The sequence below is a fragment of the Acetobacter oeni genome (assembly GCF_011516825.1).
In the GTDB taxonomy this organism is placed as follows: Bacteria; Pseudomonadota; Alphaproteobacteria; order Acetobacterales; family Acetobacteraceae; genus Acetobacter; species Acetobacter oeni.
Genome location: NZ_WOTA01000019.1, coordinates 23,339 through 50,192 on the forward strand (window position 1 = coordinate 23,339; position 26,854 = coordinate 50,192).

Consider the following 26,854-nt stretch of genomic DNA (forward strand, 5'->3'; position numbering starts at 1 on the left):
GTCGGGTATCTGACCGATCGGGATGAGAGGCTGTCATTCCTCCCCTGCCCGTTCGTCACCTCGCGGTTTCGAAGCTCGTCCGGCGTTAACATCAGCTTTAAGGCAAAAAGCAGGCAAGCTGGCCGCGTGGTTCACCGATCATGGTCTCATCACGCATGATGGCCTGGCCGCGCACGATGGTGGCGACGGGCCAGCCTGTGACCTCCTGGCCGTCGAACGGGGTCCAGCCGGCGGGCGTGACGATCCGGTCGTTGGTGATCCGGCGACGGGCTTTCATGTCGACGAGGGTGAAATCGGCGTCGTATCCGGCGGCGATGCGGCCCTTGGCCTGGAGGCCGTAAACGCGGGCGGGGCCAGCGGCCATCAGATCCGCGAGACGGCCGAGACTGAGGCGACCGGCGCTGACGTGATCGAGCATGAGCGGAACGATGGTCTGCACGCCGGTAAGACCAGCGGGACATTCGGGCCACGGTCTTGCCTTGGCTTCGAGCGGATGCGGAGCGTGATCGGAAGAGACGACATCGACGGTGCCGTTGCGGATTGCTTCCCAGCTTGCCTCGTAATGACTGCGGTCGCGGATCGGAGGGTTCATGACAGCAAGGCCACCGAGCTGGTCGTAGCAGTCGGGGCCGAACTGAGTGAGATGGTTGACGAGGACTTCGACTGTAGCGATGTCGCGGAATCCCTGGAGGTATTTCAGTTCTTCGGCGGTGGAAGTGTGGAGAATATGGGCGGGGCGCCGGGTTTTACGGGCCAGAGCCATGATGCGGCGGGTGCCGAGAAAGGCACATTCGACATCGCGCCAGACGGCATGGGTGCTGTAGGGCATACCGGAGTGGAACTCTTTTCGGCGGGCCTGGAGGCGGTATTCGTCTTCGGAGTGATAGGCGATGCGGCGGTGGCCGTGGCGCATGACGGCCTCAAGCCCGGTATCGTCTTCGATCATCAGATTGCCGGTGGAGGACCCGGCAAAAACCTTGACGGCGCAGACTCCCTCGAACTGTTCGTATTCAGCGAGATGTTCGGTGTTTTCTCTTGTGGCGCCGACGTAGAAGCCGAAATCGGTCCAGGAGTGACGTGAGGCATATTCCTGTTTCCAGCGCAGCATCTCGTTGTTTGTGATGGGCGGACTGGTGTTCGGCATGTCGAACACGGTTGTGATGCCGCCGAGAGCTGCGGCATGGGTTCCGGTCGGAATACTCTCCACGGCGGCATTGCCGGGATCGCGGAGATGAACATGGGCGTCGATAAGACCGGGGAGGACGTGCAGGCCGGCGGCGTCGATGGTTTCAGCGGCTTCGGCAGTTGCGGAGACAGTCAAGTCGGCAATGCGGCCGGAAATCACACCGATATCGGTTTTTGCTTCGCCCCAGGGGAGGATGCAGGTTCCGTTCCGGATGATCAGGTCGTAGCGCATGGGCCGGTCTTTCCTGTCGTGTGCGACGGATCGCAGCGTTTCGGTTTGTGTGTTTTGTTTACGCGATCGGGCGGCGGCGTCCTAGTCTGGATCGGCATTCGGGGATGCTGCCTCAGCGTGCAGATACATTTATCGGACGGGTGCGGTATCACGAGGATGCGGGCGGAATGGTCGATGGTCATTCGGGAAGATTTCCGATTACATATCAGGCTTGCTGAAGCGGAGGCGGTCCATCTGGTAACGCGGGAGCGTTTGTCTTCAGTTATTCCGGCTGGAAGCGGCGCGTTTCAGTCCTGCACCGCTCTGTCAGGCTGAATTCTCAGTGATGATGCCATGCGGCGCCGGTATAGAAAAAACGTCCATGGTCGACGGTGAAAATCAGGCAGCCGCAGAATGTATGTTCCAGACGGGTCAGTTTCAGAGATCTGTGTCGGGCGTAATCACGGGCGAAGAGGAAACCGCCGGCAAGTGTCATGACGATTGCGATCGGGTTGAGAAAGATGATGTGAGCAGAGCCGAAGCTGAGAGAACTGACGGCGATGAGGATCGTGGTTCGACCAAAGAGTGGCGCGTAACGGGTAAACAGGAACTGGCGACAGAGCATTTCCTGCGGCCAGACGGAGAGCAGTGGCTACAGGACCATGAGCGCGCTCCGGAATAATGGGCTGTGCAGGGGCAGGTTAAGGAATGTCCGTGGCCAGATCCACCAGCTTGTCAGCGTGATGAGGAAACCGGGTATTCCGAAGCGGATGAACAGCTTACTGCGTTCGTGATCCGGATCGTGAGGCGCTGGTGCTTCACGCTTTGTAGTGAGCCAGGCGAAGCCGGCGCCGAGCCAGAGTGCGGCGAAAAGCACGCCGGGACGACGGATGACGAGGATCAGGAGCGGGGCACCGATGAAAATGAATGCGAATTCGAGGGTGAGGCGAAGTCGGTAACAGGCGGAGATTACCGGTATGGATTGCAGCATACAGCTTATGTTTCCGGCTTGTGGCATGAAGCCGGGACAGGAAGACCGCTTGCGTGTAATCGGGCCGTTCGTTCATTGTAGTACGAACTGCCGGGATGTACGACGTGCAGAGGGATGGAATGAACAGCAGGGCCAGAGTGATTTCTCTTTCCAGGCGGGTGCCACATCGTCATACACTCTCTGAAGATATCTATGCTTTCCTTATTGGCTGCTCGATGATTGTGATCGGGCTTGCCTGTTTACATAAGGCGGGGCTGGTGACGGGTGGTGTGGCGGGGATTGCTCTGCTGGTTTCATATTTTGTTCCTGTTTCTCCGGGAGTTCTGTTTTCCCTCATCAACATTCCGTTTCTGATCTTTGCTTTTAAGGCAATGGGACATTCTTTTGCCCTTAGGACCGTGATTGTAAGCGTATCAGTCACGGTCCTGGCGCTGGGTGTGCCGGACGTGATCGGTCTAAGCTATATCGATCCTGTTTTTGCAGCGATTTTCGGGGGGACTATTATCGGTATGGGCATTCTGTCACTGGCACGACATCGGGCTGGCGTGGGTGGCACGGGTGTTGTGACCCTGTGGTTGCAAAAGAAGCGCGGGATCAATGCCGGGCGAACGCAGCTTGCGATTGATACGGTGATTTTGCTGGTGTCGTTGCTGGCTCTGCCCTGGCGGCAGGTTCTGATTTCAGCGCTCAGCGCGGCGGCACTGAGCGGAGTGATGATCGTGTTTCATCGACCGGAACGGTATCTGGGGCATTGAAGGACGGATGTCCCGCAAGCTCCCTGGACGGGTGCCTTTCGTTCCCGGCTTGATGTCTGATGCTGTCGCCAGGATTGAGCATCTGATGAGCCCCGCGTCCGATAGTCCTCCTCACTCCGATCATGATGGAGGGGTGGTATATTATTTATTTCTGCTAACAGCTCTATAATCGTCAGATGTTTTTATTTAGAAAAAACAGATGATAATTGTGTTTCGTAATTATTCATTACTCCCACCGTCCGGAAAACTCTGATTTTTTCTCAGTATTCTGATTTTATTACGTCTGTTCTCCGTTTTTTCAGGCAGAAAGTATCTCGAAAACGTCTTTTGTGCGGTCCATGCCTTCCAGGTGAACGCGATGCCAGAGGGCGTAGAAAAGAAGAGTCCAGGCAGCGGGGGCGGCTTTGCGGACAGAGGCGTTCGCGAAGAGAGTGCGGACGCTGGCAGGATCGGCTATGGCTGCAATGAAAGGTTGCCGGGCCATGAGTGGTCCCAGGCGGGAGGATTCCTGTGCGATCCATTCTCCGACGGGCACGGTAAAGCCTTTCTTGGGAGCAAAAGGATCTGCGTTCGGGAGTTCGCGTTCGAGCCAGCGGCGGAGGAGGTATTTGCCTTTACCGTCCCGGATACGCAGGGTGTCGGGGAGGCGCCAGGTGGCGTTGGCTATGGCCGGATCGAGCAGTGGCGTCCGGCCTTCGAGACCATGATCCATCAGGCAGCGGTCGAGTTTGAGAAGCAGGTCGTTGGGAAGCCATTCGGCCATGTCGATGGCCTGAAAGGCTGAAAGACGCGTGGGGATATGTGTCAGATCGCGTTCGGTGGTGGTGAGGCTGTTACGCCAGTGGGCGGAGTGGTCAGGACGGAGCACGTCAAGACCATCAAAGATACCTTTGCGGCGCATTTTGCGACCGCCGCGCCACCAGGGACGGAGGGCACGGCGGTACCGACCGTAACCGGCGAAAAGTTCGTCGCCGCCTTCACCGGAGAGAACGACCGTGGCGCTTTCGCGGGCGCGGCGGGCAAGGAGCCAGGTCGGGACGATCGCATAATCAGCGACCGGATCGTCCATGCATCCGGCTATAGCGGGGAGATGCCGCCAGAAATCTTCTCGCTTGATACGAACGATTTCGTGAATCGCGCCTGTTGACTGAGCAAGGTGGGCGGCCTGTTCGCTTTCGTTGGCGACGTTGCTGGTATCGAAGGTCGCCGTCCATGTCAGAAGTCGTGCGCCCTGCCCTGCTTCACGACGCAGGCGCGACATGGCGGCGAGGACGGTGCTGCTGTCGATGCCACCGGAGAGGAACAGGCCGAAAGGGACATCGGCGCGTTCATGGACACGGACGCTGTCCATGATGGCTGCGTCGAGACGTGTCAGCGCAGCGCGTTCGTCGATCTGCTCGACGGGGCCGGACGGAAGAGCTGACTGGCGTGTACGGTGTGTGATGCATCCTGATTTTATATGGAGGGTTTCTCCTGGCAGGATGCGGGAGATGCCTGGAAAGATCGTGGGGCTGCCGGTGGTGAACTGGAGTTGCAGAAGTTCGCTGCGTTTGACGGGATCAATGCCGGGCGGGACAAGACCGGCGGCAATCAGGGTGGCGGGTTCCGAGGCAAAGGCGATACCGTCCGGAAGTTCGCTGATGTAGAGCGGCTTGATACCAAACGGGTCACGGGCGAGAACCAGAGAGTTCTGGTCACTATCATAGATAGCGATAGCATACATACCGCGCAGGCGAAGGGCGAAGGCAGTTTTGTCACGTTGCCAGAGACGGAGGGCGGATTCGCAATCGCTGCCGGTGGTGTAATGATCGTTTCCGATCTCGGCACGCATGTCGGGATCGTTGTAGATCTCGCCATTGGCGATCATGGCGGCGGAGCCGGCATGAATGGGCTGGTCACCCCCTTCGAGATCTATGATCGACAGGCGGGTATGGATAAGATCGGCGCGGACGAGGCGTTCGATTCTGATGCCGTTCGGGCCACGATGGGCGAGCGCTGACGCGAAACGATCAAGCGTAGCATCGTCACGTGGTGCGGCGCCGGGTTTGTAAACGATACCGCCGATCCCGCACATCTCAGGCGCCCTGGTAAGCGTCGGGGGCGACGCGCCGGAGAAACACGGACCAGGCCGCCAGAACGGGTTTGGGAGCAAAATCGTGTTCGTAGGTGGCGCGACCGGCAACGGCGAGGCGGTGGGCCAGAGCATGGTCGGACAGGACGGTCTGCATGGCGGCGGCGAGCATTTTGTCGTCATCAATGCTGGCGAGGAGGCCATTGCGTCCGTGGACGATAAGTTCACGGGGACCTTGTGAGGCAGCGGCCACGACGGGACGGACGGCGGAGAAGCCTTCGATCACGACGTTGCCGAGCGGTTCGTGGCGCGAGGGGCAGACGAACAGGTCGCAGGCGCGGATGAGGCCTGGCGGATCGACCCAGCCGGGCATGTGAACACGGTCAGAGACACGCTCGGTACGGGTCAGAGTTTCCAGGGCTTCGCGTTCCGGTCCCTCCCCGGCGATCATCAGGTGGACGCCGGGGACGCGGGCGATGGCGCGGATGAGAACATCAAAGGCCTTATTGGTGTGCAGACGTCCGAGAGCGAGGATGAACGGAACACCATCGGGAATTTCGGCAGGACGTTTCGGGGCGACGTGTCCGATGTCGGTGGCGAAATTGGGGACATAGTGAACCTGGCTTTCCGGCCAGCCCTGTCGTGTCATCCAGGAGACCAGCCCGCGGGTGTTGCCTATGAGGTGGGTGCATCGGCGGTAATAGGAGAGGTCATAAAAGCCTCCCAGGCGTCCGGTGAGCGTCCACGGGCCGGTCGGTGTGAAACGGGCGGCGCGATTCATCCAGGCGACGACGACAGTGGGAGAGAAGTTTTTCAGGGCTGCGTTGAGGCGGGGCCGGGTGAGGAGGTCGGCCTGCCCGCCGAAGCGGAGTTCGCGCGGCGTAAGGTTTCCGGCCTGGAGCCGGACGAGACGTTCGGCATTACGGCGAATGACCGGGAGAACGTCGAGACCGCTTTTTGCCTGAGCGATACAAAGACGTTCGAAGAAAAGCTCGGCGCCTCCGGCTGCGGCGCCGGCCATGACGTGGGCGACGCGAACCGGAGTTACGGGGGGCTCGGGCAACGGCAGTTCGCCGGGATCCAGGATTTCCGGTACGGATTTATGGAATGGCTCCGGGGACAAGGTCGATGAAAGGGACGCAATCGTCCGGACATGGGGCGGCGTTCCCGGGTGCGGTCCGGGATATGGGTCTGGTATTGAGTCGCCCCCGTCCCGGAACAATTCATTTTTTATGCCGCTCACGATTTTTGCTCCGGGGCAGCGACTGGCAGCATGGTCAGGGCGCGATCAATGACGGCCTGTATTTCCAGCCCGGCTATGGGCGCTTCGCCTTCCGGGCCGGGTGCGGCGATCCATGTGGCGTTCTGACCACTCGGGGCGTATTCACTGGCTTTTGAAGGGCCGAACAGGCCAAGCGTCTGAATGCCGGCGGCGGCGGCCAGGTGCATCAGGCCTGAATCATTTCCGATAAACAGAGCGCAGAGTTCGAGCATGGCAGCAGTCTCTGCGAGGGTGAAGCGTCCCCCGGCGTCGATGCTGCCGGGGATAGCGAGGAGCGGAGCGGCTGTTTGCCGTTCGGTTTCTCCCGGACCATAGAACACGGCGAGGCGCATGTCAGGTCGTGCTTCTGAGAGTGCTGTCCAGAGAACAACGAAGTGGTCGGCGGGCCAGATTTTACCGGACCAGTTGGCAGTGGGGCCGAGCGCGATCAGGGGCTGTGTACCGAGGAGGGCGCGTGCTTTTTCCGTGTCCCGGGGATCTGTCCAGATCACCGGCATGGGCGGCGGGGCGAGCCCGAAGAGTTGTGCAACGTGGGCGAGGCGCGGGCCAGGCCGGCGTCCGCCGCGCATGATCCGACGCCGGCGCGCCCACAGGAAGAAGCTGGTGGCGGAACCGCGCAGATCGACGATGAGATCCCATCGGGTCAGAACACAGTGACGCCAGAGATCGATCCAGTGGAGATCGTAGCGGCGTTTGGTAACGGTGATGACCCGATCGAGCCCGGGCATATGCTGAAACAGTCCGGCGGCAACAGGACCGCAGGCGATGGTAAAGCGGGCGCCGGGGCAGGTCTGGCGCAGATATTCCAGAAGACCGGTGGAAATGACCGCGTCGCCGAGGCGGCTTGCCGTGATAAAAAGAATGCGCATCGGAGCGAGTGATAGCGCGGCGCGGGGGGGATGGTCGAGAGGGCGTAACCTGCGCCGGGCAGGCCTCGCCCGGAACGCATTGCGCAGGAAAATATTTATCGGAGATGACACCGGCTGGCCCGCGGTCGTCATGAGGGACAGTGGCTGGCTGAGGCGGAATTATTTTTTGGAAATCGGTTTTGTCTGCTTTCAGATGTTCAGCCTGTTTCTATCGGGATTCCAGGACAGAAAGATGGTTTCCGGCGCAGCCTTTCCCGTGCGGGATGGAGGAAATCGCGCCATGCAGCGCGATTTCCCTTATCTGGAATCAGATCCCGGCTGTGTATGAGAACACGCCATCCAGATATGTAATCCGGCGGCTGACCCAGTCCATGACGTAGGCCATGGATGCCTGGTCATTGAAGCCCCAGACCTGGTAATCATTCATGAGTTCATCATCTCCGAACGCCGAGGCAAACCCGCGGAACAGCGAAAGAACGTGATCCGTTGAAATCACGCCGGCGTCACGAAGTTCTCTGTACCGGGATGTCAACTGAGGCTGCATCGTGTTCCAGAACAGCATCCATACGCCGTTTCCGTTGGTGGAATAGGACGTAGCCTGGGTGACGAGACCTATTGTTACCGGATCACGCGATGAGGCCGTGTGCTCCCAATACGTTCCGAATGTTTCATCCAGATCATAGGCCATGACATGCCAGGTTTTGGCATCCCAGGAGGCCAGATAAAGGTTGTTTGCGACGCCGTCCGAGTTGGCCACCACTTCACTGAAGAGCAGATAATCGATCCATGATGCGACATTCATATATGTTGCGGCGTCTGCGGCGAAGCTGACAGACGATGAACCCGCGCTTTCTATGAAACTGAACAGTCTTGTCACAGCGGCCCATTGCGTCGGATTCGACGTCTGGAAATCACCCTGATCCGCGTATCCGCTCATCGCCGGCGAGGCCACATCCCATTGCTCGTAATTAAAGCCGGCGTACCAGTTGCAGTTTTGCCAGTCTGCGACACCGGCATGATCGAACTGAAGGAGATAATGATCGGGGTTGCTGTCATCGATCAGCCAGTCGTCATTGTCGCCCCCGGTCCGTTCGATATAAAGGCCCTGATAGGTTCCGTTCACGTACAGTTTTACCGGGAAACCATCGGTGCTCATCGGCGCGGATGCCGGCTGGCTGCCTGTGGCGCCATTGGCACCTACAGCGTCTGCCGGAAAGATCATGTTATCAGGATACGTTCCGACGCGACGAATATCGCACCAGAAGCGGTTGGCAACGATATCGCGGCACATTGACCGGTCAAGGTAATAGGCTTTGAGCGAAAGCTTTGACTGTGCGTTCCATGAGCCGAACTTGACCTGGGTTTTTTTGCCGGATTTCGTGGTCAGCTTGATACTGTAGCCTTTTTTCGGATCATCGGAGGATGATTGTCCGTTGACCTTTGCGGAACCGTTCAGGGTGAAAGCAACCTTTCCCGCAACGGAATACTGAACCACGCAATCAGTCGATGCTGTGCCGCGACCGACCGGCATGTCGCCATAAATATCCATGCGCGCGATCACGTCCGGCCGGTCGATGAAGTGATATGTGGCGCTGTCTATGGAAAGATCCGACGTATCGGCTTTTGTCGCAATCGTTACGTCCGCGACACCACCGTCGAGAACCGCCGTGCCAATGCTGCTGTCGGTTGCTGTTATGCAGTATTGCAGATCTCCGCATGGCGCATCTGTATCGACGTAAGGAAGAGTCGACACCGAGGCTATCTGCGACAGGGCGGATGTCGAAATGCCCTGCGGGCCTCTGAAGATCAGAAATGTGGGAGAAACGCCCCCGGATGGTGTTGTGGTGATGGACGGAATATCCGTTGTCGCATCCGTGGTCACAGTCGTGGTGCCCATCGACAGAGGCGGGCTGGCCACCTGAACCGACAGAGCCCCCGGATTCGTCAGACCTGTATTATTGGTCGCCGAAATGCTGATGGTTCCTGAGGAGACAGCCGTATAGAAGACTGTGTCTGTTACCGAACTGCCTGCGGTGAAAACTGCGGTCGCCGGGGAGAATGTTCCGCCTGCCCCGTTATCGGAAAGCGTGACTGTCGTATCCGCTGACGGGCCTGTTCCGTCCGGTGTCAGGGAGAGCGTGACGGGTGTTCCGGCGACGGCGGTTGTCGGGCCGGACAAGGCATATGTCGTTGACGGAGCGGCTTCGGCCACGACTGTGACGGACAGAGGCGACGGATTTGTCAGGCCTGTGCTGTTTGTCGTGGACAGGGAAACGGTGCCGGCATTCGCCGGGGTATAGGATGCTGAAACGGCACCGGTGCTGTCTTTCGGGAGCGTCACCGAGGCGGCGCTGAATGTTCCGCCGGCGCCGGCGTCTGAGAAAGTGATGACTGTATCCGTGGCCGGGCCGCTTCCGTTTGCGGCGACGGAGACAGTCATGGCCGTTCCGACGACCGCGGTAAGCGGGCCGGTAAACGTGTAGGACGTGCTGTTGACGACGTCCGTGGAACTGCTGCCGTTTTCCCATCCGGACAGGGCGTATGAACCGTCGGACTGTTTCGTTACGGCCAGCACGTAGGTGTAGCCTGCGTCCGCGGATGCATCGCCACCTTTGAGAACGAAATAGGAGTAATCGGTCGTAGCCGTTGTCGTAACAACGGCGGGATCGGCGCCCCAGGATGTCCAGGTTTTGCCAAACTCGAAAAGCGATACAGTATCGGCGGCGATCTGACCTGTTGCCGGAGGGGTCGCCGTCGGGCCCGGTGCCCAGCCAAGAATATAGGCGTATTTCGCGGTATTACCGTCTCCGTTCTGCAGACCGTCCTTTGGCACGGTGATTGTAATTGTATTTCCACTTATTGACGCGACTGCTCCGTTGACAGTCAAAGAAAGATTAGCCACTCAGGTAATGCCCTGTTTTCTGAATTATATTTATAAATTTTTTTGTTATTCCGTGAGACGATTGCCTCTGAACCCGAACCTCACAGCAGGGCTCCCGGAATACTTTCTGAATACATGACCCCACCCGTTTCAGGCTGATCCGCTCTTCGGGTCACCAGGAACGGCTCTGGTCCTGAAGGCCGACAGAGTGCTAGTGGACAGCGGAAACTGTCGCGCGATCCGTCCGGGGCCATCGGAAGCCATTTGATTTGGGGTGGTGCGGCAGGTTATTGGATTACATTCAGAAAAACCGGAGAAATCACGTATGACGCCGCCCGAGGGAAAACGTATCAAGAAGGTCGTGCTGGCCTATTCGGGCGGCCTCGACACGTCGGTGATTCTCCGCTGGCTGCAGACGACGTATGGCTGCGAGGTTGTGACCTTTACGGCTGATCTTGGTCAGGGCGAGGAACTGGAGCCGGCCCGGAAGAAGGCTGAGATGTTCGGCGTCAAAGAGATCTTCGTCGAGGATCTGCGCGAGACGTTCGTGAAGGATTTCGTGTTCCCGATGTTCCGGGCGAACACGCTCTATGAGGGCCAGTATCTGCTGGGGACGTCGATTGCACGTCCGCTGATCGCGCAGCGGCAGATCGAGATTGCCGAAGCTGTCGGGGCGGATGCGGTTGCGCATGGCGCGACGGGCAAGGGCAATGATCAGGTAAGGTTTGAGCTGGCGTATTATGCGCTGAAGCCGGACATCACGGTGATTGCGCCCTGGCGTGAGTGGGATCTTACCTCGCGCACCCGTCTGCTGGCGTTTGCCGAGGACAATCAGATCCCGGTGACGAAGGACAAGCGGGGCGAAGCGCCATTTTCAGTGGATGCGAACCTGCTGCATTCGTCATCCGAGGGGAAGATTCTTGAGGACCCTGCGGTGCCGCCGGAAGAGCTTGTCTTTCAGAGGACGATTGCGCCCGAGGATGCGCCGGATGTCGCGACGGAGATTACGGTTGATTTCATGTCGGGTGATCCGGTGGCAATCAACGGCGAGGCGATGTCTCCGGCGACGTTGCTGACGAAGCTGAACGAACTGGGCCGGGCGAACGGGATCGGGCGTCTGGATCTGGTGGAGAACCGCTTTGTCGGCATGAAATCACGCGGGATTTACGAGACTCCGGGCGGCACGATTCTGCTGACCGCCCATCGGAGCATCGAGTCGATCACGCTGGACCGTGAGGCGATGCATCTCAAGGACAGCCTGATGCCCCGCTATGCGGAAATTCTGTATAACGGGTTCTGGTTCTCGCCAGAGCGGCGTATGTTGCAGGCACTGATTGACACGTCTCAGCATTCGGTGAGCGGGCGGGTTCGTCTGAAGCTCTACAAGGGCAACGTCATCTGCGTGGGTCGCGAGAGTCCGAACAGCCTTTATGATACGCGGGTTGTGACCTTTGAAGAAGACCAGGGCGCCTATAATCAGCAGGATGCTCAGGGTTTCATCAAACTCAACGCGTTGCGTCTGCGTCTGGGCGCGCAGATCGGCAGGCGTGGCGGCTCTCTCTGACGTTTTCCATGTTCCGGGCATTTCGTTTTGCGGCGGGCCTGGTTCAGTAATGTTTTTCGTCAACAATTTCTGAGGTGAAGTGGTGCGTTTTTCGCCGAATTCGAAAAGACTGTTTCCTTTCGCGCTCGCCGGGCTTCTCAGCCTTCCCCTGGCGGCGTGCGGACACAACGAAGAGCCGGAACTCACCCCCGAGCAGATCATGCACAAGGAGATCTCGCAGCCGGGCGTAAAGGTTCTTCCTGACGGGCTGGCCTATAAAGTTCTGACATCCGGTCCGAAGGATGGCGCGTCACCGCGCAAGGGCGACAGCATGATGCTGATCTATGAAGGCAGGCTGCCGGACGGATCAATTTTTGACAGTTCTGACCAGCATGGTCAGGGCGCTTATATGCGGATGCCGCTTGATGGTCTGGTACCAGGCTGGATGGAGGCTTTGCCGATGATGCATGTTGGCGACACATGGATGCTTTATGTTCCGGCAAAGCTTGGCTACGACCAGCGTGAAATGGGTATCATTCCCGCGAACAGTCCGCTGATCTTCAAGATCCAGCTTCTGGGGGTCGAACACGCCGAATAAACGATTATCCTGCCAGGATCCGGGGCTGATGACCCGGTTCCTGCATTTTTTCCTCGACGTTGCCTATCCTGATACTTTCTTCCCTTTGGAAGCTTTTTTTACGGGGAAATAGGCTTTGCAGGCCGGTGTCAGTTTGTCGCGTTTTGACGCCAGACAGGCGGCTATTTTTTTCTCGTTCGGAATGTAAAATGTGCAGAGTTTGACTGCGTCACCTTTACAGGCGGCGGTCTGTTCCTGCCGTGCCGTGTCAGCCCGGGCGCCATGAGTATCCGCAAGGGCTGCTGTCAGCCCGATCAGTGTACAGAAGGCCGCGAACCTGCGAGTGCGGCAATAAACAAAAGCCATGTGATGCTCCTTTACAGGCTGTGTTCTGACTTAACGCTCTTTGCGGGGCTGTCGTAACTTTCAAAATTCAGACAGGACTTATGCATTTTTATATCCGAATGAGCGTCCGTCTTGCCCGCATGTTGCCCGCGCTGTTTGCCATCGCATTTCTGAGCGGCTGTTCCCGGCATAAGAGCGGTCATTTTCTGTATGGCTCGAACTGCGGCATCTGTCATCATGGGGGACAGGGAATGGCCGGTTCCGTCCCGCCGCTGACCGGGCGGATTGACCGGATTGCATCAACGCCTGAGGGCAAACGATATCTTGCGGGTGTGCTGATGAATGGTCTCAGCGGACCCATCCGGGCAAACGGAACGTCTTATGAAGCGGAGATGCCGCCCTTCCGGTATCTTTCCGATGAAGAGGTTGCTCTGATCCTGACTTATCTGTCCGGGCAGGGTTCAACAACGCCGGCACCGGTCATTACGGCAGCAGATGTGGCTGAGGCCCGCGCGCATCGGGTCGGTGCGAGCGGTGTTGCAACAATGCGCGAGGCTCTCGACCGGGCACATCCCCTGCCCTGACAGAATTTATCTCCGGAAAGCTCTCCCATGCGGAAGAGACCGTATTGTTGCGGACTTGACCGGAAGAGGTGAAACACCCGACAAAGCAGGCATGAAACGCGTATTCTCCGGCATTCAGCCGACCGGCATTCCTCATCTTGGCAACTATCTGGGCGCGATCCGTAACTGGGTTTCGCTACAGGCTGACCATGAGTGCATTTTCTGTCTTGTGGATCTGCATGCCATCACGGTCTGGCAGAACCCCGAAGATCTGCGCAAGCAGACGCGGCAACAGACGGCCGTTCTTCTGGCTTCGGGGATCGACCCGGTCGGGCAGATTCTGTTCAATCAGTCCGCAGTCAGCGCGCATGCGCGGCTGGCATGGATTTTTAACTGTGTCGCACGGCTCGGCTGGCTGAACCGGATGACGCAGTTCAAGGACAAGGCAGGCAAGGATCGGGAGAATCACTCGGCGGGCCTCTATGTTTATCCCAATCTGATGGCGGCGGACATCATGGCCTATAAGGCAACCCGGGTACCGGTTGGCGATGATCAGCGGCAGCATATCGAACTGGCCAATGATATTGCACAGAAATTCAACCACGATTATGGCGTTGAATTCTTCGGGACGATCGAGGCGTTTGTGCCACCGGAAGCGGCGCGGGTGATGAGTCTGCGGGATGGCACGAAGAAGATGTCGAAATCCGATGCCTCGGCACAGAGCCGGATCGACATGACGGACGATGCGGATACGATCGCGCTAAAGGTTCGACGGGCGAAAACGGACCCTGAGCCATTGCCTGTTTCGGCTGAAGGTCTTGACGGCCGGCCGGAGGCGCGAAACCTGGTCGGTCTTTATGCCGTGCTTGCGGGACTGAGTGTTGATCAGGTTCTGGAGCGGCATGGAGGCGATGGATTCGGGCCATTCAAGCAGGCGCTGACGGATGTGCTGGTCAGCAGGATTGATCCGATTGCCAGTGAAACGCGTCGCCTGCTTGCGGATACGGCCTATCTGGATACGGTGTTGCGGGATGGTGCGACGCGGGCCGGGACGATGGCTGAACCGATCGTGTCCGAGGTAGAGAAGATTGTCGGGTTCCTGAAGTGATGTTTTCGTCGCTACCCTGATCCTGACGAACCGGCTCATCCGGATATTGCGGAAGGCAAGTCATGGCGGACAGCGATGCTGGCGGAGTAATTCTGCCGGATGCAATCTTAAGTGTGGCGGCTGATGTCCTGGCCGCACTTAAAACAGCAGGATTGCGGGTTGTTACGGCGGAGAGTTGTACGGGTGGTCTGGTGGCAGGAGCCCTGACTTATCATGCCGGGTCTTCCTCATCGGTTGTTGGCGGATTCGTGACATATTCCAATGCCATGAAGCAGGCCTGCCTTGGAGTATCTGCCGCAGTTCTGGCGCAGCGGGGAGCTGTAAGCGAGACTGTTGCGCTGGCGATGGCCACCGGAGCGCTGCTTGCGGGAACTGACGCGGATGTGGCGGTAGCAGTGACCGGGATTGCGGGGCCGGATGGCGGAAGTGCTGAGAAGCCTGTCGGGCTGGTATGGTTCGGCGTGATCCGGCGCGGGCAAAAGGCGCGGGCTGAGCGGCATGTCTTTTCCGGAGATCGGACGTCCGTTCGGGCTCAGGCAGCAGAACATGCGCTAAAAATGGTGATGACCGTCATTTAATCAGAAAATCCTCGCCGGTATCCGGATTACGCTGTGCTGTTACGATTTGGAATACGTGAACTGTTTCGATCTGACGGGGCTCGGGGATTCGGCGAGTGTCACAATACCGCCGCCGCGTTTCTTGCTTTCATACATCGCCAGATCAGCGGCTTTCAGGATCTGAGAAGCCTCCAGTCCTCCGGTTGCCAGGAAAGCGATTCCGATACTTACCGATGACTGCAATTCCTGGCCTTCGAACAGGAACGGCAGATCGAATGCATGACAAAAGCACCTGGCGATCCGCAAAGCTTCGGCCGGGTCCGACAGGCCGTCGAGACAGGCCATGAACTCATCCCCACCCATACGTGCCACTGTGCAGTCAGGATAAGAACGTATGCAGGCAGAGAGACGGCGGCCTGCCTCCGTCAGAAACATATCGCCGGCTGAATGGCCGAAATTATCGTTGATCTGCTTAAACTCATCGAGATCAATGACGCAGACAGCCGGTGGCGCAACATGCTTCGTCCGGGTCCGGATTGTCTCCGCAAGCGTTCTGTTGAAGCTGGTGCGATTTGGCAATCCGGTCAGGGCATCGTGTGTGGCATCATGCAGGAGCGTTGCTTCCGCCTGCTCTCTTTCCATGACTCGGGCGATATGTCCTCCGATATTCATGCACAGGCCTACAACAGGTTCTTCGGCTTTGACCTCCGCGCAGGAGAAAAAAATCAGCAAAACCCGGACCGCGCCGTCGGCGATGACAGGAAACCCGAGAGCATGTGACAGCGATGCGGGAGTGCCGGCATTTTGTCCGGGCATCCAGCTCAGGATTTTTTGTTCTTCCACAATCTGTGAGGCGATGCCTCCGGGCTCAAACAATCCTGACGAACGGCATGCGGAAAGCGCGTTTTCAAGTGCTTTCTGCGTGGAAGGGCGACACAGGTGCGGAGCGGACAGGCTGAAGCCCTTTTGCTCTCTGAGAAAAGCAAGCCCGCAGGTCATCCCCAGACTTTTGCACGTTTCTTCCAGTGTGACTTCGATCACTCGCTGTCCGGATGAAGTAGTATTGGCGTAGCTGACGATCGTCTCAAGAAGTTTCTGCTGATCATTCAGCCGATAAAGTTCGCGCAAACCGCGCTCGGCGATAGCTTCTGCTTCCCGCCGGATTTTTCGTTCTCGCTCAAGACGCCTGAGAGTGCGACGATAAAGCGCCTGATAGTCCCCCGCGCTGCATTCAGCGTCTTCCTCCATCAGTCAGCGAGCCAGCGGATAATCATGTCATTTTCCCGGGCTGATCCCGCCGGGAAACGCTCGATTGTCACTCTTTCGTTCCACTGCGCCGCAGTGCCCATGACAAAGCCATGAGCAAGATCCAGAAGCTTCCTTGATGATTTGTAAGTCATCTGAAGTGCGCCATCCGGTAGTTCCTGAAATTTGAAAAACGGACACCGGGCGCCCGAATAAAGCTTCATGACTTCAGGGTGGATTATGGTGTTGACCGAAAGAACAAAAGCTCTTGAGGAATGAAACGGCTCAAAAATTTCAGGATAAGTGGTTTTCAGCAACGGCATTGCAGTTTCGCCAAACCAGTGCAGAACCGAACTTTCCGAAACATTAAGCCGAATGGCGGCGGCTGTCACGATGGCCTGTATCTCAGCGTCCGGATAGTCGCCCAGAGAGGAGTAAACACCATCCAGCCCGGCATCATCCAGAAGGAGTTCCCACGTTTCAGCGCCGTACTGCTCACAAACGGCATCTTCGAGCAGGTTGAAGACGATGCCCTTCATTATATTCCCGATCAGGATAAATTACTCTTCTGATCAGTTCTAAACAGATTATGCTCATATCCGGTTAAAACTTCACGCCAGATTACGAAATTCTGTATGACAGCACAGACCGGGCTACAGGTCGGTTTAACTCCCGAACGCTTTTTGTTTTGCGGTGGAAACCGGATGATGAACCGTTACCGGATCTGTTCATCCCGCTCCTGCTGCTGTGCGGCGGCAGCGCGGATTGCCCGGGCCATGGCTTCGATACCATTGCCGCGATTGGTGGAGAGGGCCTGAACGAGGCCGAGATCATGGAGAAAAACCGGGTCGGTCGCGCGGATTTCTTCCGGTGTTCGTCCGGAATACACACGCAGAAGAAGCGCTACGAGTCCGGAGACAATGGCGGCATCGGAAGCACCTGCGAAATACATTGTCCCATCGTCACAACGGGCTTCGAGCCAGACCTGACTCTGACAGCCAGGGACACGATGGGCGTCGTCGGTCCACTCCTTCGGAAAAGGGGGCAGTTTCCGGCCCAGTTCGATGATGTACTGGTAGCGGTCCATCCAGTCATCGAAGAGGGCCAGTTCATCGCTGATTACGGCAATGGCTGCGGCGGCTGTTTCGTCTTCCGGACGGACAAAGGGATCGGCCGCCATCAGAGGATGAACCGGCTGAGATCGCCTTTACTGGCGAGCGGAGCGACGCGGTCACGGACAAGATCGGCGGTAATCGTGATTGTCTCGCCTTTATGCTTTGAAGCCGTGAAAGACACCTCTTCAAGCAGCTTTTCCATAACGGTAGCGAGACGGCGGGCACCGATGTTTTCCACACGCTCGTTCACGTCAGCGGCGAGTTCCGCGAGCGCATCAACCGCCTCGTCGGTGAAGTCGAGCGTGACGTCTTCTGTGCCGATCAGAGCAATATACTGTTTAACCAGCGAATGCTCCGGCTCGGTAAGGATGCGCCGGAGATCTTCACGGGTCAGGGGCGCAAGTTCAACGCGGATCGGCAGACGGCCCTGCAACTCAGGCAGCAGGTCGGAGGGCTTGGCCAGATGGAAGGCACCGGACGCTATGAACAGGATGTGGTCTGTTTTTACGGGACCGTATTTTGTGGAAACAGTTGTGCCTTCGATAAGTGGCAGGAGATCGCGCTGCACGCCTTCACGGGAAATATCGGCGCCCCGTGAGCCGCCTTCCGACCGGGCACAGACCTTGTCGATCTCGTCGAGAAAGATAATGCCGTTGTCCTGCGCGTGAGCGATGGCTTCGCGGGTCAGGGCGTCGTTATCGAGTAATTTGTCGGCTTCCTCCCGGGCGAGCTGCTCACGGGCCGCTGCAACGGTGAGACGGCGCGGCTGGGCCGTGCGCCCCATGATGTTTTTCATCATATCACCGAAATTAATCACCGAACCCGGTGGCATGCCCGGGATTTCCGGGCTGCCCTGCCCACTGGTCGGGTCCGGCGCAATGGCGATTTCGATTTCCCTGTCCTCGAGCTCGCCATTGCGAAGCATCTTGCGGAAACGGGATTTCGTATCGGCGGATGAGCCTTCCCCGGCGAGCACGTCGATCAGCCGGTTTTCAGCAGCTTCTTCCGCGCGACTCTTTACATCCTTGCGACGCTGATCGCGCAGCATGGTGATGGAGGATTCGATGAGATCGCGGATGATGCTTTCCACGTCCCTGCCAACATAGCCAACTTCGGTAAATTTAGTGGCTTCTATTTTCAGGAACGGCGCCTGAGCGAGTTTGGCGAGACGACGGGCGATTTCGGTTTTACCGCAGCCTGTCGGGCCGATCATGAGGATGTTCTTGGGGACCACTTCCTCACGCATGGCTTCGGGAAGCTGCGCGCGGCGCCAGCGGTTACGCAGGGCGATGGCAACGGCACGCTTGGCATCGGTCTGACCGACGATGAACCGATCCAGTTCGGTGACAGTTTCCTCAGGCGAGAAGTGGATAATGCTCATCGGTCTCCCTTTCCGTCTGACTCATTCAGCACTTCGAGTGTGACGGAGTGGTTTGTGTAGACACAGATGTCACCGGCGATCTTCATGGCGCGTGTGGCGATCTCCGTGGCGGTCAGCCCGTCAACCGGCAGAAGAGCCCGGGCGGCCGACAGGGCATAGTTTCCGCCGGAACCGATTGCAATGATGCCATCCTCGGGCTCCAGCACGTCTCCGTTGCCGGTGAGTGTAAAGGAGTGAGTCTGATCGGCGACAATCAGCATGGCTTCCAGACGCCGCAGATACCGGTCGGTCCGCCAGTCCTTGGCAAGTTCGACACAGGCGCGCTCCAGCTGATTCGGAAAGCGTTCCAGCTTGCCTTCAAGGCGTTCAAGCAGAGTAAAAGCATCGGCTGTAGCGCCAGCGAAGCCGGCGAGGATCTGGTCTTTCGGGCCGATGCGACGGACTTTACGGGCATTACCTTTGACGACGGTCTGGCCGAGGGACACCTGTCCGTCGCCAGCCATGGCAACTTCGCCGTCGCGGCGAACGCAGAGGATGGTTGTTCCGTGCCAGCCGACCGGATCGTGGGGGGTAATCTGATGCGTGTTCATGTCTGTATGAGATAGCCTTTCCGGGACGGATCACAAGGGGTGGTCATCGCGGACCGTCTTGTTGCGGACGTGCCCGCCCTTAGCGGGTGAGGAGCCGCGGCCGGAAACCGCCAGGACAACGGGTAAGGAATTGCCGGTCGGGGGCATGAGGTCTCGTTCGCACTTTCCTGAGCCGGAACTTGTTTACGATGTCGGCACCAATTATGAACGATCACTGTCCGAATTTACTGCACGCAAATACCTTCCGGAAGATTTCATGATTTCATTTTTTATGAATGTTTTCGGGAATCTCAAAAAATCGGTGGTTCTGGTAGCTTTTCTCGCAGTTCTGGGAACTGTAATTCTGTTTATTCGTCAGCAGTTTCTGACGGGTGATGAGCTCAGATATCTGCTTTATGCGACTTCTTTCATCCGGCACCTGACTCTTGTCATGCCTGTGGAGGAATGGAGCGCGGTTACATTGCAGGCAGCCCGTTTTCCTTCCACGACGTTGCCGTCAGGAGGAAATAGCGCCGTCGTCATGAATGGCGTCTATTTACCGGTATTTCTTTCGCCCGTTGCGGGATTATTTTCCCTGGCCGGCCTGCGTTTTGTCACTCTTCTCACGGGCTTCTTCGGTCTGTTTCGTCTGTTTCGCATGGCAAGCGGCATAACGGGACAAAATGCGGCTCTGGCGGCTACGATGATTGCGGCTTTATCACTTCCGCTTATTGCATATCTGCATGTTTTTTATATGGAGGCGTTTTTATTCACCTTTACGGTCGTGAGTTGGGAACGCATCTGTTACAGAGACAGAAATGCCGGATGGAAACAGGATTCACTGACCGCTGCTATTCTGGTTGCCATCCCTTTTATTCACATGAGAGGATGCGTTGTAGCGGTCTTTCTGTCTTTTCTTCTTTTGCAGAAAATATGGGCCAGCAATCAGAAGAAAAGAGCCGTTCTGATTTCCGCCTGTGCTGCCGCAGTCGGTGTGGTTTTCATTCTTGCGAACCTTGCTGTTTACGGAGCGATCACGGGGCCGGTGAATTCGGCCAGACCACCATTACCCGGCGAATGGTTTTCTGTTATTTCCATGCAACTTTTTAATGTTCGTCATGGCTTCTTTGCCTATGCTCCGATCTGGATCATCGGCTACGCCGGACTACTTTACGGCTCACTCGGGAAACCAGTACCTCTGGCGCGACAGGCGCTCATACTGGCGGTGATTGCGGCTTTTACCGGAGTAGGTGTTAATCCGGGTGAATGCTGGCCTGCCCGGTTCTGGTGTCTCTCCCTCCCGATGCTCACGGTCGGACTGGCCATCTGGATGCGACATGCCCGTGGTTTAGCAACCTGGCTTGCGTTTTTATTACTGCTTTTGCCCACCCTGTTAAATACAGGGCTTTATTTTTATGATCCGAATGTATTTGTCGAAAACAGACAATTCAGCGCGACATGGGAAATTCTTTTTCGACACCTGACATCTGCATTTCGACCTGGATATCTGCTTCCGGTCGAAGATGATGACCCGGCTGACATGCTTGCCGCGGCGTATTTCACCTTCGCCTCCATGGCTGTCATTCTGCTTTGCGTGGGAGCCCTTCGCTGGCGACTGATGAGCCTGCCTGTGATTGGCATCTTTCTCGCGATTGCCGATCTGTCACATGTGAAACTGGTTCCTTGCTCCGGAGAGGCCGGAATAAACGAACCACATCGTCTGGTGGTATCCCCTTCTCCGCCGATCCGCGCGTTTTCAATCATGTCTGGCAGGCCGTATGAGTCCTGGTTCACTCCGGGACAACTGCACCGGTTCCATGTGTCGGTCTTTTCCGAAGCGGGAAAGTCAATGTCGTGGAGCATACCGGCGAACCAAGTTGTAACCGTGTCCTGCAATGTTCCGGTTCGGCAAATGGAACTCCGGACAGATGATTTCGACCTGACAGATGAAGTAAACTATCACATTGATTTTGCGATTTCACGTTCTGTTCTCAGAAGGTGGTTTGCCGCACGGTCCTGCCGGGAATTATGACAATATATTTCAAAAAAAGAGGCTCTGATACTACCTGCCTGGAAAATCTGCAGAAGATTTCTGCTTTCAGCAAACTGGAGACTGACATCGACACATGGTTTACATGCATGACAATCCTTCAGGAATAATTTCTTACCTTCCTGAATGTCCAATCTGCAATTGCAACGTAATCATCTCTCGTTTATCTGTCCTTCATACAAGCGCGACAAAGTAAATTGTCGGATTTTCTTTAATAATCGGATAGCAGACTCAATGCGTGCTCCGATATCCCTGTATCTCGGAGTTTGCCTCATGATGCCCTCTTCCCTTGCAACCCTGCGTGAAACAGGACCGTTGGCGCGGCTGTGGCAACTGATCAGGCAGAGTCCGGATCGTTTCACTGAGATATTCGGGCTGTTTATTGTTATTGCTGTTTATATCCGGTCATACTGGCATAATCAGGCAGTGCCATGTGCGGGTTCACGATTTCCGCAAGGCTGGTGGGGCTGGTTCGACCAGTCAAATTATCTTAAATCTGCCCTGGCATTCAGTCACTCCGATCTGACACCGGATCAGCACTGGTATCCGTTTGGTTATTCCTTGATGGGTGCTTTGTTTGCCTCTTTTGGTTCGCATCTTTACTTTCTGCCTGACCTGCTGTGTCTCATCGCTGCCGGATATGGTTTTATCTCTTTCGCGCGTGCTTGCGGTGTAAGATCTGTCGTTTCGGTACCGCTATTTTTACTGGCCACATGCGGGAGTGCCTCTCTGAGGGCAGTGTGGGCCGAACCTTGGAATACGACACTTTCTGCGGCACTGATCTGGAATGCACTGAACCTCGCAACCCGACTTACACTTGTTTCGGACTCTGTTTCCTCCCTGGCATCCTCCCGTACGAATTACTGGCGGTTTCTTATTCTGGGCGCATTGCTGGCCGCAATGCCTGTGACCCGCCCTACCGATCTGCTGATCGCCGGAGAAACAGGCATCTTCATGCTGCTGGCCGCGGTGATCTTACGAAAATATACTCTGAAGGATTTTCTGACGCGTGCCGCTTTTCTGATCTCTGGCGCTGCAATACTTCTGGGTCCGTGCTTTATGCTTTATCTTAGTATATACGGCATGAAGCCCAGCCAGTATATGATCATTTCCAGAGAGCTTGGTTTCAGGCTCGAAGGGTTGTGGTGGAAAACCTATATTCTGCTGATCACGCCCCGTCCGTGGTTTCCGGATGGCGTCGGTCTTATGCAGCGTTTGCCGTGGATTGCACCGGGCATAGCCGCTATTGTGGCCCTCCCGCTAATTGTAACACGTCGTACCGTATTCCCTCTGACGCTGCTTTCTGTCCTGATTGTTACATATTCTCTGCTTTTTTTCTCATATGTCGATCTGATTCCCGGTGGTCTGTGGCTTTATAATAATGTTCATTACTTCAAATGGCTTTTCCCGGGCCTGACTCTTCTGGGATATTTTGCTGTTCATGCAATAATTTATGGCTCACACCGACGATCTGTTCTTGCCCTGATTCTGATGGTCTATCTTATAACCTGTGTGAGACTTTTACCTGCCCAGGAAGAGGCTGCTTCCGGCCCGGAATGGATGGTACAGATAGCGGAGAAAAAGCCCCGATGGGAAGAGGCATATTTCGGTCCGTCGCGTATACAGGATATGAGCGGAACCTGGCGAAACATTAATGATTACAGAGGCTTTCCTGATAGCCAGGGAGTACGCTGGATAGCACTGGCGCATCCGTTTTCGGGCGCAATCCGGCCTTTCACTGAACTGGACGGGAAACTACACCCTGTTTCAGAAACGGGAGACATTCATTACTGGAAAATGCATATTAGCTTTAGACTGAATGCCTGCTGGCTACCTCCTTACGCCTGCGATAAAAAATCACCCCGCTGGTAACCCTGTTCCGCCCAGGCTTATCAGGCTGGCGGATATGAAATCGGTATGCAGACTCTCATTCTGTGTCAGATGACCTGGAAAAACGCATACTCATTCCGAGAGCAACGGCCATCATTGTGATGAATACGGTGAACAATATCGGGTTTTGTATCGTTATAAGAATCAGGGCAGCAGCCGCTGCGGCCAGTGCGAAACCCGGGACGACCGGGTAGCCTGGGGCGAGCCAGGTGCGCTGCATATCCGGTGCAGTTCGGCGAAGGCGGAACAGGCTGCTCATAGTCAGCACGTACATGGTCAGCGCGCCAAAGACGGACAGGGTGACGATAGAGGCCGTAAGCCCCTGGCCTCCCCATGACATGAAATCGTCGCTGAATATGGCAAGGATGCCGACAGCACCTCCGGCGAGGGTTGCGGTCCACGGAGTCCGGAAACGCGGGTGGACGCGGGCGAGCACGCGGGGCAGACCGCCGTCATCGGCCAGGGCGTAGATCTGCCGTGAATAGCCCATGATAATACCGTGCAGTGAGGCGACAAGGCCGAACAGACCGAGCCAGACGAGCATGTGAAGCCAGGGACTGTGATCGCCGACAACCATACGCATGGCAGCGGGGAGCGGGTCGTTTAGGCTGGCGAGAGTGCGCCAGTCGCCAACGCCTCCGGCCAGGATCATGACACCGAAAGCAAGGAGAACGAGTGTTGCGATGGCAGCGATATAGGCACGAGGCAATGTTTTGCGGGGAGATCTGGCTTCCTCGGCAGTAAGAGCGACGCCTTCGATAGCCAGGAAAAACCAGATGGCGAAGGGCACGGAACCGGCGATACCAGTAAGAACAGACCAGGAGAAATGGTCTGCTCCTCCCCATCCATGGGCGATAAAGCGTGACCATGAGAACCCGGGCAGGACGACTCCCATGAAGATCAGCAGTTCGATGATGGCGGCGACGGTGACGATCAGTTCGAAACTGGCGGCAATCTGAATGCCAACGATATTGATGGCCATGAAAGTAAGGAAGGCCAGGGTGGCCCCGAGCTTTGGCGGGAGGGCCGGGAACTGGACGTGAAGGTAGGAGCCTATGGCGAGCGCGATGGCCGGAGGCGCGAAGACGAATTCGACGGCGGAGGCGTAGCCGGCGAGCAGACCTGCCCGGCGACCGAAGGCGGCGGAAACGTAGACAAACGGGCCGCCGGCTCTGGGCATGGCGGTGGTGAGTTCAGTGTAAGAAAAGATCAGAGCGAGATACATTACGGCAACGAGGATGGTTGCCACGAGAAAACCGAGTGTTCCGGCTGAGTCCCAGCCGTAGCTCCAGCCAAAATATTCGCCGGAAATGACGAGGCCGACGGCGATGGCCCAGAGCTGGACAGTACCAAGACTATGGGAGAGTTCGGGGCCGGTTTTGTTGCTCATGGCTCGCTTTCCCATGATTCACTCTCTCGTCGCGGAAGAGCTGTGAGGGTTGTACTTTCGTCTTTCAGACGGATACCGGTGCCCCCCAGTTTCCGGGCAGCGGAGAGCAGCCAGCAAAGTTTGTGACAGGCGCCCTGAATGGAGAGTCCGTTTTCATGGATGTTGGAAATGCAGTTCCGTTCGGAATCCTGACGACCTGGACGCGGCAGCCAGGTGATGTAGAGGCTGAGGCTGTCGGAGACGCTGAGACCCGGTCGTTCGCCGATCATCATGACGACGCAGCCTGCATTAATCAGGAAACCGATTTCGTCGCCGAGAGCGACGCGGGCGTTATGGGCGATGACGAGCGGAGCAATACGCCAGTTGTTGCTGAGGCTGGAAATAGCGGCTTTCAGGAGCGGAGGGACCTGGTGTTCGACGGCAATGGCTGAGAGGCCATCGGCGGCAACGAAGACGATGTCGTAGCCATTCACCGGTCCGGGCAGGCCGCGCAGGAGCACGGCGGATTGCGGAGCGAGGAGGCGGCCAAGATCCGGGCGACGCACAAATGCGGCGCGGTCAGCGGCTTCGCTGCGGACTTCGATGACCTCTGCCGTAGAGGAATCAATGGACATGGCGAGGCCTGACGGGTTCAGGCAGGCGTGAACCGCGCGGCGGGCGCGGGCATGGGCAGCCTGCTGAGCGCGTACTTCTGCTCCCGAGAGCGTGTCGCCGGCACGGGTCAGACCGATTCGGGCACGGGTAAGGTTGCGGAGACGCTTCCAGGGATCGGCGGAGACGGAGTCCGGGACGGATTCAGTCACGTAACGGCCTCGCGAGTCCGGGAAGTGCCTGCGGGGGGTTGACTTTCAGACGCCGTCGGGGATCGAGGAAAGCCATCCGGTCGAGCCAGGTCTCGAATTCCGGGGCGGCGCGGACGCCGCAGACGGAGCGCAGAGTGAGCATGTCGTGATAGGACAGACTCTGATAGCTAAGCATCACGTCATCACCGCCAGGCACGGTGATGAGAAAATTTACTCCGGCATTCGTCAGAAGCAGCATCAGGCTGTCCATATCATCCTGATCAGCCTCGGCGTGATTGGTGTAACAGACGTCACAGCCCATCGGCAGGCCCATGAGCTTGCCGCAGAAATGGTCTTCCAGACCGGCGCGAATAATCTGTTTGCCATCATAGAGATATTCGGGACCGATGAAACCGACGACGGTATTGACCAGGAGCGGGCTGAAGGCGCGGGCGACGGCATAGGCGCGGACTTCGGCGGTCTGCTGGTCAATGCCGTGATGGGCGTTGGAGGAAAGTGCGGCCCCCTGCCCTGTTTCGAAATACATCACATTCGAACCGGTGGTTCCGCGGTTCAGTTCGAGTGCGGCCTGATGGGCTTCTTTCAGGAGCGACAGAGAAATGCCGAACCCTGCATTGGCTTTCTCCGTTCCGGCAACCGACTGGAAAACGAGATCGACGGGTGCGCCACGTTCGATCATGGTCAGTGTACCGGTGATGTGGGTGAGCAGGCAGCTTTGCACGGGCATGTCGTGACGTTGCCTGATTTCGTCAAGCATGTGCAGAATGTCGATGCCTGTGGCAATGTGGTCCGATGCGGGATTGATTCCAATAACGGCATCGCCGACCCCCAGAAGCAGGCCATCCAGCAAGGCTGCGGCGATACCGGGCAGATCATCGGTGGGGTGATTGGGTTGCAGTCGGGTTCCGAGACATCCTGATAATCCCTGAGTGTTTCTGAACGCGGTAACGACACTCATTTTTCGACCGACCGCGACCAGATCCTGCACGCGCATGAGTTTGCTCACCGCGGCGACCATTTCGGGAGTGAGACCTGCGGCAAGGCGGGAGATGGAGGCTGCGTCGGCGTCGTAGCCAAGGAGCCAGTCGCGCCAGTCTCCGACGGTCATGTGGGAAATCGGCGCGAAAGCGGCGGGATCGTGGGTGTCGACGATCAGGCGGGTCACTTCGTCGGTTTCGTAGGGAATGACGGGTTCGGCCAGAAACTGTGTCAGCGGAAGGCTGGCCAGGGCTTCGCGGGCAGCAACACGTTCAACGGGATCGCGGGCAGCCAGACCGGCAAGTTCATCGCCGGAACGCTGCGGGGAGGCGCAGGCGAGAAGGTGTTTCAGATCACTAAAAACATAGGTCTCGCCGAAAAGGCTGATGCGATGGGACAAAACGTCGGGATTCCGTTTGAAGCCTCAGTGCCGAGTGATTGTATTCTAGGCAGATAAGCGGGTCTGGTCCCGTCCGTGCGTCACAATCGTTTGAC

General features: G+C 57.2%; 24 protein-coding genes. 8 read left to right on the top strand and 16 right to left on the bottom strand.

The features are described from left to right. Nucleotides 1-97 precede the first annotated feature (97 nt). The 3 genes from GOB90_RS12520 to GOB90_RS19225 all read right to left on the bottom strand — a co-directional run bounded on the left by GOB90_RS12520 (nt 98) and on the right by GOB90_RS19225 (nt 2,387). Nucleotides 98-1,417, bottom strand: a complete 1,320-nt coding sequence (locus tag GOB90_RS12520; protein WP_146887901.1) for a dihydroorotase — start codon at nt 1,415-1,417, stop codon at nt 98-100. Between the two features lie 319 nt (nt 1,418-1,736). Continuing rightward, a complete protein-coding gene (locus GOB90_RS19220) occupies nt 1,737-2,045 on the bottom strand; it encodes a CPBP family intramembrane glutamic endopeptidase (RefSeq protein ID WP_338077540.1) in 309 nt (102 codons plus the stop codon). Nucleotides 2,046-2,048: 3 nt separating this feature from the next. Continuing rightward, complete coding sequence (locus GOB90_RS19225; RefSeq protein ID WP_242011997.1) at nt 2,049-2,387, bottom strand: hypothetical protein; 339 nt, start codon at nt 2,385-2,387, stop codon at nt 2,049-2,051. Between the two features lie 137 nt (nt 2,388-2,524). Between GOB90_RS19225 and GOB90_RS12530 the strand changes: the two genes are divergently transcribed. Continuing rightward, nucleotides 2,525-3,142, top strand: coding sequence for a YitT family protein (locus GOB90_RS12530; protein ID WP_261765954.1), 618 nt, complete (start codon nt 2,525-2,527; stop codon nt 3,140-3,142). Nucleotides 3,143-3,440: 298 nt separating this feature from the next. Here the strand turns inward: GOB90_RS12530 and asnB are convergent, their stop codons facing one another. The 4 genes from asnB to GOB90_RS19690 form a co-directional block, all read right to left on the bottom strand. Beyond that, nucleotides 3,441-5,216: an asparagine synthase (glutamine-hydrolyzing) gene (asnB, locus tag GOB90_RS12535; protein ID WP_146887897.1), complete on the bottom strand. Its 1,776-nt coding sequence runs from the start codon at nt 5,214-5,216 to the stop codon at nt 3,441-3,443. Nucleotide 5,217: 1 nt separating this feature from the next. Next, nucleotides 5,218-6,234 (bottom strand): glycosyltransferase, encoded by a 1,017-nt coding sequence (locus tag GOB90_RS12540; RefSeq protein ID WP_146887946.1) that lies wholly within the window; start codon nt 6,232-6,234, stop codon nt 5,218-5,220. Between the two features lie 218 nt (nt 6,235-6,452). Beyond that, nucleotides 6,453-7,364 (bottom strand): glycosyltransferase family 9 protein, encoded by a 912-nt coding sequence (locus tag GOB90_RS12545; protein WP_146887895.1) that lies wholly within the window; start codon nt 7,362-7,364, stop codon nt 6,453-6,455. 307 nt (nt 7,365-7,671) lie between these two features. Further along, a complete protein-coding gene (locus GOB90_RS19690; RefSeq protein ID WP_146887893.1) occupies nt 7,672-10,266 on the bottom strand; it encodes a CotH kinase family protein in 2,595 nt (864 codons plus the stop codon). Between the two features lie 304 nt (nt 10,267-10,570). Here GOB90_RS19690 and GOB90_RS12555 point away from each other — a divergent pair, with 304 nt between their 5' ends. Together GOB90_RS12555 and GOB90_RS12560 are read left to right on the top strand one after the other, a co-directional pair. Beyond that, nucleotides 10,571-11,809 (top strand): argininosuccinate synthase, encoded by a 1,239-nt coding sequence (locus GOB90_RS12555; protein ID WP_146887891.1) that lies wholly within the window; start codon nt 10,571-10,573, stop codon nt 11,807-11,809. A 79-nt stretch (nt 11,810-11,888) separates the two neighbouring features. Continuing rightward, nucleotides 11,889-12,386: an FKBP-type peptidyl-prolyl cis-trans isomerase gene (locus GOB90_RS12560; RefSeq protein WP_373322065.1), complete on the top strand. Its 498-nt coding sequence runs from the start codon at nt 11,889-11,891 to the stop codon at nt 12,384-12,386. A 63-nt stretch (nt 12,387-12,449) separates the two neighbouring features. Here GOB90_RS12560 and GOB90_RS12565 read toward each other — a convergent pair whose 3' ends face one another. After that, nucleotides 12,450-12,731 carry a hypothetical protein gene (locus GOB90_RS12565; RefSeq protein ID WP_242011998.1) on the bottom strand — a complete coding sequence of 94 codons (282 nt, stop codon included), beginning with the start codon at nt 12,729-12,731 and terminating at the stop codon, nt 12,450-12,452. A gap of 119 nt (nt 12,732-12,850) precedes the next feature. On the opposite strand from GOB90_RS12565, the gene GOB90_RS12570 reads away from it, so the two are divergent. The 3 genes from GOB90_RS12570 to GOB90_RS12580 all read left to right on the top strand — a co-directional run bounded on the left by GOB90_RS12570 (nt 12,851) and on the right by GOB90_RS12580 (nt 14,959). Further along, entirely contained in the window at nt 12,851-13,294 is a 444-nt protein-coding gene (locus tag GOB90_RS12570) for a c-type cytochrome (protein WP_276510659.1), read from the top strand. Nucleotides 13,295-13,385: 91 nt separating this feature from the next. After that, a complete protein-coding gene (gene trpS / locus GOB90_RS12575) occupies nt 13,386-14,381 on the top strand; it encodes a tryptophan--tRNA ligase (RefSeq protein WP_146887885.1) in 996 nt (331 codons plus the stop codon). Between the two features lie 62 nt (nt 14,382-14,443). Further along, nucleotides 14,444-14,959: a CinA family protein gene (locus tag GOB90_RS12580; RefSeq protein WP_146887882.1), complete on the top strand. Its 516-nt coding sequence runs from the start codon at nt 14,444-14,446 to the stop codon at nt 14,957-14,959. A 39-nt stretch (nt 14,960-14,998) separates the two neighbouring features. On the opposite strand, the gene GOB90_RS12585 is transcribed toward GOB90_RS12580, so the two are convergent. The 5 genes from GOB90_RS12585 to hslV form a co-directional block, all read right to left on the bottom strand. Then, entirely contained in the window at nt 14,999-16,186 is a 1,188-nt protein-coding gene (locus tag GOB90_RS12585; RefSeq protein ID WP_146887881.1) for a GGDEF domain-containing protein, read from the bottom strand. Then, nucleotides 16,186-16,722 carry a heme NO-binding domain-containing protein gene (locus GOB90_RS12590; protein WP_146887878.1) on the bottom strand — a complete coding sequence of 179 codons (537 nt, stop codon included), beginning with the start codon at nt 16,720-16,722 and terminating at the stop codon, nt 16,186-16,188. Before GOB90_RS12590 ends, GOB90_RS12585 begins: the two co-directional genes overlap by 1 nt. Before the next feature lie 176 nt (nt 16,723-16,898). After that, nucleotides 16,899-17,363 carry a SufE family protein gene (locus GOB90_RS12595; protein ID WP_146887876.1) on the bottom strand — a complete coding sequence of 155 codons (465 nt, stop codon included), beginning with the start codon at nt 17,361-17,363 and terminating at the stop codon, nt 16,899-16,901. Next, nucleotides 17,363-18,679 (bottom strand): ATP-dependent protease ATPase subunit HslU, encoded by a 1,317-nt coding sequence (hslU, locus tag GOB90_RS12600; protein ID WP_146887874.1) that lies wholly within the window; start codon nt 18,677-18,679, stop codon nt 17,363-17,365. The genes GOB90_RS12595 and hslU overlap by 1 nt, the downstream gene beginning before the upstream one ends. Continuing rightward, nucleotides 18,676-19,269: an ATP-dependent protease subunit HslV gene (gene hslV, locus GOB90_RS12605; RefSeq protein WP_146887872.1), complete on the bottom strand. Its 594-nt coding sequence runs from the start codon at nt 19,267-19,269 to the stop codon at nt 18,676-18,678. The genes hslU and hslV overlap by 4 nt, the downstream gene beginning before the upstream one ends. Nucleotides 19,270-19,525: 256 nt before the next feature. On the opposite strand from hslV, the gene GOB90_RS12610 reads away from it, so the two are divergent. Continuing rightward, nucleotides 19,526-21,280 (top strand): hypothetical protein, encoded by a 1,755-nt coding sequence (locus GOB90_RS12610; protein WP_146887870.1) that lies wholly within the window; start codon nt 19,526-19,528, stop codon nt 21,278-21,280. 291 nt (nt 21,281-21,571) lie between these two features. After that, nucleotides 21,572-23,170, top strand: coding sequence for a hypothetical protein (locus tag GOB90_RS12615; protein ID WP_146887868.1), 1,599 nt, complete (start codon nt 21,572-21,574; stop codon nt 23,168-23,170). A 55-nt stretch (nt 23,171-23,225) separates the two neighbouring features. Here the strand turns inward: GOB90_RS12615 and eat are convergent, their stop codons facing one another. The 3 genes from eat to GOB90_RS12630 are packed head-to-tail and all read right to left on the bottom strand — an operon-like array spanning nt 23,226 to nt 26,759. Continuing rightward, nucleotides 23,226-24,578 carry an ethanolamine permease gene (eat, locus tag GOB90_RS12620; protein WP_146887866.1) on the bottom strand — a complete coding sequence of 451 codons (1,353 nt, stop codon included), beginning with the start codon at nt 24,576-24,578 and terminating at the stop codon, nt 23,226-23,228. After that, a complete protein-coding gene (gene eutC, locus GOB90_RS12625) occupies nt 24,575-25,381 on the bottom strand; it encodes an ethanolamine ammonia-lyase subunit EutC (protein ID WP_146887864.1) in 807 nt (268 codons plus the stop codon). The genes eat and eutC overlap by 4 nt, the downstream gene beginning before the upstream one ends. Beyond that, nucleotides 25,374-26,759 carry an ethanolamine ammonia-lyase subunit EutB gene (locus tag GOB90_RS12630; protein WP_146887862.1) on the bottom strand — a complete coding sequence of 462 codons (1,386 nt, stop codon included), beginning with the start codon at nt 26,757-26,759 and terminating at the stop codon, nt 25,374-25,376. The genes eutC and GOB90_RS12630 overlap by 8 nt, the downstream gene beginning before the upstream one ends. Nucleotides 26,760-26,854: the final 95 nt, after the last annotated feature.

Coding starts and splice junctions, on each gene's coding strand:
- GOB90_RS12540 (WP_146887946.1), bottom strand. CDS start 6,234: ATGGCCGGCGCCGCAGCCGGAGGCGCCGAGCTTTTCTTCGAACGTCTT.
- GOB90_RS12520 (WP_146887901.1), bottom strand. CDS start 1,417: ATGCGCTACGACCTGATCATCCGGAACGGAACCTGCATCCTCCCCTGG.
- GOB90_RS12570 (WP_276510659.1), top strand. CDS start 12,851: ATGTTGCCCGCGCTGTTTGCCATCGCATTTCTGAGCGGCTGTTCCCGG.
- asnB (WP_146887897.1), bottom strand. CDS start 5,216: ATGTGCGGGATCGGCGGTATCGTTTACAAACCCGGCGCCGCACCACGT.
- GOB90_RS19225 (WP_242011997.1), bottom strand. CDS start 2,387: ATGCTGCAATCCATACCGGTAATCTCCGCCTGTTACCGACTTCGCCTC.
- GOB90_RS12595 (WP_146887876.1), bottom strand. CDS start 17,363: ATGGCGGCCGATCCCTTTGTCCGTCCGGAAGACGAAACAGCCGCCGCA.
- GOB90_RS12610 (WP_146887870.1), top strand. CDS start 19,526: ATGATTTCATTTTTTATGAATGTTTTCGGGAATCTCAAAAAATCGGTG.
- GOB90_RS12590 (WP_146887878.1), bottom strand. CDS start 16,722: ATGAAGGGCATCGTCTTCAACCTGCTCGAAGATGCCGTTTGTGAGCAG.
- GOB90_RS12580 (WP_146887882.1), top strand. CDS start 14,444: ATGGCGGACAGCGATGCTGGCGGAGTAATTCTGCCGGATGCAATCTTA.
- trpS (WP_146887885.1), top strand. CDS start 13,386: ATGAAACGCGTATTCTCCGGCATTCAGCCGACCGGCATTCCTCATCTT.
- GOB90_RS12615 (WP_146887868.1), top strand. CDS start 21,572: ATGATGCCCTCTTCCCTTGCAACCCTGCGTGAAACAGGACCGTTGGCG.
- GOB90_RS12565 (WP_242011998.1), bottom strand. CDS start 12,731: ATGGCTTTTGTTTATTGCCGCACTCGCAGGTTCGCGGCCTTCTGTACA.
- GOB90_RS12545 (WP_146887895.1), bottom strand. CDS start 7,364: ATGCGCATTCTTTTTATCACGGCAAGCCGCCTCGGCGACGCGGTCATT.
- GOB90_RS12555 (WP_146887891.1), top strand. CDS start 10,571: ATGACGCCGCCCGAGGGAAAACGTATCAAGAAGGTCGTGCTGGCCTAT.
- hslV (WP_146887872.1), bottom strand. CDS start 19,269: ATGAACACGCATCAGATTACCCCCCACGATCCGGTCGGCTGGCACGGA.
- GOB90_RS12585 (WP_146887881.1), bottom strand. CDS start 16,186: ATGGAGGAAGACGCTGAATGCAGCGCGGGGGACTATCAGGCGCTTTAT.
- eat (WP_146887866.1), bottom strand. CDS start 24,578: ATGAGCAACAAAACCGGCCCCGAACTCTCCCATAGTCTTGGTACTGTC.
- hslU (WP_146887874.1), bottom strand. CDS start 18,679: ATGAGCATTATCCACTTCTCGCCTGAGGAAACTGTCACCGAACTGGAT.